5 protein-coding genes are annotated in these 4,338 nt (G+C 68.0%); 3 read left to right on the forward strand and 2 right to left on the reverse strand.

Annotated features, from left to right (window positions below; all coding sequences use genetic code 11):
- Positions 1-292: 292 nt before the first annotated feature.
- The gene (locus D471_RS0113940) at positions 293-1,120 is read left to right on the forward strand and encodes a helix-turn-helix domain-containing protein (protein ID WP_275041343.1); all 828 of its coding nucleotides are present in this window, start codon (positions 293-295) and stop codon (positions 1,118-1,120) included.
- A gap of 12 nt (positions 1,121-1,132) precedes the next feature.
- The gene (locus tag D471_RS0113945; RefSeq protein ID WP_017599177.1) at positions 1,133-1,333 is read left to right on the forward strand and encodes a DUF397 domain-containing protein; all 201 of its coding nucleotides are present in this window, start codon (positions 1,133-1,135) and stop codon (positions 1,331-1,333) included.
- Positions 1,334-1,470: 137 nt separating this feature from the next.
- Here the strand turns inward: D471_RS0113945 and D471_RS0113950 are convergent, their stop codons facing one another.
- Positions 1,471-2,133, reverse strand: coding sequence for a class I SAM-dependent methyltransferase (locus D471_RS0113950; RefSeq protein WP_017599178.1), 663 nt, complete (start codon positions 2,131-2,133; stop codon positions 1,471-1,473).
- A 135-nt stretch (positions 2,134-2,268) separates the two neighbouring features.
- Positions 2,269-2,712, reverse strand: coding sequence for a glycine-rich domain-containing protein (locus tag D471_RS0113955; RefSeq protein WP_026127715.1), 444 nt, complete (start codon positions 2,710-2,712; stop codon positions 2,269-2,271).
- A 1,246-nt stretch (positions 2,713-3,958) separates the two neighbouring features.
- Here D471_RS0113955 and D471_RS37650 point away from each other — a divergent pair.
- On the forward strand, positions 3,959-4,177 hold the full coding sequence (locus D471_RS37650; protein ID WP_017599180.1) for a hypothetical protein: 219 nt from the start codon (positions 3,959-3,961) through the stop codon (positions 4,175-4,177).
- Positions 4,178-4,338: the final 161 nt, after the last annotated feature.

Genomic DNA, 4,338 nt, shown 5'->3' on the forward strand with positions numbered 1-4,338 from the left:
TTCTTCGAGCGGTGGGCGTGGCGTCCACGGGGTGGCTCGAACAGCGCTCGCCACAAGGTTCGCAGGTATCGCATGCGCGACTCTCCTCAGTGACTGCGGTTGGTCAGACCGCTCTTGTTCTGGTGGCTCCATCATGACCTCGATCCACAAAACTTTCAATACAAAGATTAGGATTGCTCTAATCAGATGATCCAAAGTTTCGCGAAACGGGTGATCTACCATCAGCACAGGACGACGAGATACCAGTACGAGCAGGGGAGCGCGCGCTGTGCCGGACCGATACAGCCCGACGGTGAGGCGGCGTCGTCTCTCTGCCGAATTGAGAAGGCTGCGGGAGGAGTCCGGCCTCACCGCCAAGCAGGTGGGAGACCGCCTGGGTTGGTCGGGCGGCCGACTCACCAACATGGAGCAGAACAAGTGGAAGCGGCCCGACCCGGTGATCATCCGAGCACTGGCGGGCCTCTACAGCGCCACTCCTGAGGTGACCGAGGGGCTGGTCCTACTGGCGAAGCAGTCCAGGGAGAAGGGCTGGTGGAGTCGGTACAACGACGTGTTCACCGATTCCTACGTGGGGTTCGAGGCCGAAGCATCCGCCGTCAGTACATATCAGTCCATGGTCGTTCACGGGCTTCTCCAGACCCCGGAGTGCGCTGCGGCGTCGACGAGGATCGGGAAGTCCAGGTCGCCGAAGACCATCGAACGAGTCGTTCAGGCCAGACTGGAGAGGCAGGAGATCCTTGACCAGGACGATCCGCCCAAACTGTGGTGTGTCCTGGATGAGAGCGTGCTCCTGCGGCCCGCAGGCGACAAGCAGGTGATGCGGAACCAGATCGAGAAGCTCATCAGGCTGATCGAGACGGCCGACCACATCAAGATCCAGGTACTGCCGTTGACTATCGGGTTGCATCCGGGGATCGCCGGATCGTTCACGATCCTGGACTTCGCCAACCCCCTCGACCAGTCCATCGCCTACATCGAGACCCGCACGGACGGCCTCTATCTGGAGGAAGGTGAGGAAGTACAGGTGCACAGGGACGCCTGGGACGAGATCCGGGTGATGGCACTGCACCCGGATGCGAGCGCGGACCTTATGGTCCAGACGCTCAAGAAGTACGAGTAGTAGGAAACCAACGTGTACCAGACAGACCAGAACGAGCTGACCTTCCGTAAGTCGTCCTACAGTGCGACACAGAACGACTGCGTCGAGGTCGCCCACCTGTCGCGCGGTGCTGCCGTCAGGGATACGAAGTCCCGCGAACTGGGGCACCTCGCGTTCGCCGACGCGCACGAGTGGCACGCCTTCCTGGCAAGCGCCAGGCACGCCGACGTGTAGGACCGACGTTCAGCACAACGAGAGGCCCCGGTGACCAAACCGGGGCCTCTTCGTATACCAGAACGCCCCAACTCTACCGACCACCGCTGACTCGGACCAGCGCCCGAACGATCCTGAACGGATCGAACCACTGTCACCTAACGTGACGCGGTCCCGATCAGCGTGCCCACGTGGTCCGGCTCCGGAGCGGGCTCGACCCACACCCGCACGTCCGTGAACCCGTGTCCGGCCAGGATGTCCTCCCACACGTGCGGTTCGTAGGCCCACCGGTACACCCACACCTGCCGCCCGAGGAACCCCTGACCGTACATGCCCTGCACGCCGTAGGAACCGGGGACTGCGGGGGCGTGGGAGAACACCAAACGCCCACCTTTCTCCAGTCGCTCGCGCACCAGCGGGAGCAGTGCCTCCGGGTCGGTGAACCAGAGCCCTCCCCAGATCGAGTAGACGGCTTCCCAACGGCGTTCGGTGTGGGTGAGCGTCTCGACGACGTCGCCCTGGTGGAACTCGGCCGCGGACAGGTGGCCCCACTGGCTCCGAGCCTGCTCGACCTGGACCGGGGACAGGTCCACTCCGGCGGCCTGGATGCCCTTGGTGGCGAGAGAGGCGACGGCGTTGCCGCGGCCGAACCCGAGCTCCAACGTCGTGGCGGGATCGCCGAGCAGTTCCTCGCCGGGACCGTGGTCGTCGTACTGTGTCCACCCGAACGCGGACTTGAGCGCGTCCTCTGGGGTCTGGGGCTTCATCCCAGCCCCGTACCGGTCCCAGTATCCGACGAGGTCAGTGGTGGTCGTGGCCATGTGAGGGTCCTCTGTGACAGGAGGTCAGGACCCGTCTCACGGTAGTCATGTCACGTCCGGTGCGGCAGGGGAACGGCACAAGAGGCCGGAGCCTCCAAGGCTCCGGCCTCTGTCCGGTTCCGGCCGCTCAGGGCATCAGTGGCAGTCGCTCCCCGGTGCGCAGGGGCTGCACTTGGCGGCGTCCCGGTCCCACAGCGGCCAGTCCACGGCGAACCCGTTGGCTTCGATGACGCGTGCGGTGCGCTCCACGGTTCCGTCGTACTTGAACGCGATCTCTGGGACGTGCTCCAGGAACCGGCCGTCGAAGTGGCGGGCGCAGAACTCGCGGTAGTTCACGGTGTCGAGGATGAACCCGTGCACGGCGATGTCCACGAGCGGACCGCACCCGATCTCCAGGCTCTGGCCCCACGTCTCCATCGAGGTGATCAGGTAGGCGACCGCCTGTCCGAAGCACCGGTTCGCCATCACGCTGTCCCAGGGGTAGTCCCGGGTGAGCAGGGCGATCTGCCGGTCCCACACTTCGGGCTCGACGAACTGTCGGGGGTCACGGGTCATGGTCGGGGCCGTCGTTGCCGTCATGCCGTTCTCCTTCCCAACCCCGGGTGGCGTCCCGGGGGCTGTCTCCAGGAGACGCCCACACACGTGAGCGCATCAATGCCGCCATGGGTGAGCGAACATTGCCTCGCGCGGCAATGGCCCGGACACCTCACTCCGGGTTACCGTGCGGTCCCTGACCCTCGTTCCGACCCTCGGGAGCCGGATTGGTCACCATCAGCCGCCAGACCCGCGCCCAACTCGCCCGCGACGCCTCCCGCATACGCGCCGACCTCCAACGCCGTGGCGCGTCCGTGGCGGCCATCGCCGCCGAGATCACCCGGCACCTGCCGATCTCGCCCCTGGAGGCGTGGCGTCTCGCCTACGGGTGGTCGCGTCCCCACGTCGTCGAGGCCGTCGGGGAGTTGTACCGCTCCGACGGGTTGGCCGTGCCCGGCCTGACCGCCGCCATGCTCTGCCGGTGGGAGCACGGCACCGTGCGCCCCAGCGCGGAGTACGCGCACGCCCTGGCCAGGATCTACGGTGTTCCCCTGACGCACCTGGGCATCCCTCTGCCCGGCGGCCCCTCGGGTTGGTACGGTCACCTCACACCGCACCCGCGACAGGAGGGCCCCATGCAGCCCGACGCCCACCCCGACCTCACCGCGGTCGCCGACAGCATCGCCCTGAACGGCCCCGGAACCGGGGCGGTCGACCTCGCCGAGCGGGCGGTGGAGTTCTACGCCGCCCGTTACAGCGACTACCCGCCGCGGGTGCTCGCCGCGGAGGTCGCGCGGTGCCGCTCCCTGCTCATCGACGGCAGCGCCACCTCCACCGACACGCGCCGCGTCGTCGGCTGGCTGTCCGGGCTGCTGGGCAGCCTCGCCCACCACACGGGTGACGTGCCCGCCTCGCTCATCCACTTCGGGACCGCGGCCAGGGTGGGCGAGGACCTGGGCGAACGCCGACTGGCCGGGTGGGCGCTCGGCGCCCAGTCGATGGTGACCATGTCCCAGGACCGCCACACCGAGGCCCTGGAGCTGGCGGACCAGGCCGCGGAGTTCGCCGACGACGAGCTCCGCCGCGCCCAGATCACCGCCTGGTGCCGACTGCGTCCGCTGGCCGCTCTCCGCGNGAGGCTCGACGGCACATGGACGCCGCCGACCGTGAGGAGCCGGGCCGGTTCGGCTTCGACCGCGCCGAGTTCCACCAGCACCTCGCCGAGTCCCTCGTCGGCCACGACCCCAGCGAGGCCGCACGGCAGGCCGAGACGTCCATCCGGTTGAAACGGGTGGGCTCGCCGGGGTGGGCGGCGGCCACGGCGATCCTCGCGCGCACCCACGCGGCCAGACGGAACCCCCAGGACGCGACCGCCGTGGGCATGACCGTCCTGGAGACCGTCCCGCCCGGGTCGCTGCGCGCGAACACGCGCTCCCGGTTGTTCCGCCTCGTGGAGGACCTGGACGGACACCCCGCTGCGGGGGAGTTGGCCGACGCGCTCAGGGCCTGACGGCTACTCGCACGGGTACGCCCGTGCGCGGCCGAGCGTGAGTTCGTCCTCATCGGGGACTCCGACTGCGACGCCGTGCGTGTGCGTGGTGGGGAGGAGAGGTTCGGGCACGGCATCCAGTCCCGATGCCGCCTGGCCGCCATGCACTACGGGCCCCTGGC

The sequence above is a fragment of the Nocardiopsis lucentensis DSM 44048 genome (assembly GCF_000341125.1).
Lineage (GTDB): Bacteria > Actinomycetota > Actinomycetes > Streptosporangiales > Streptosporangiaceae > Nocardiopsis > Nocardiopsis lucentensis.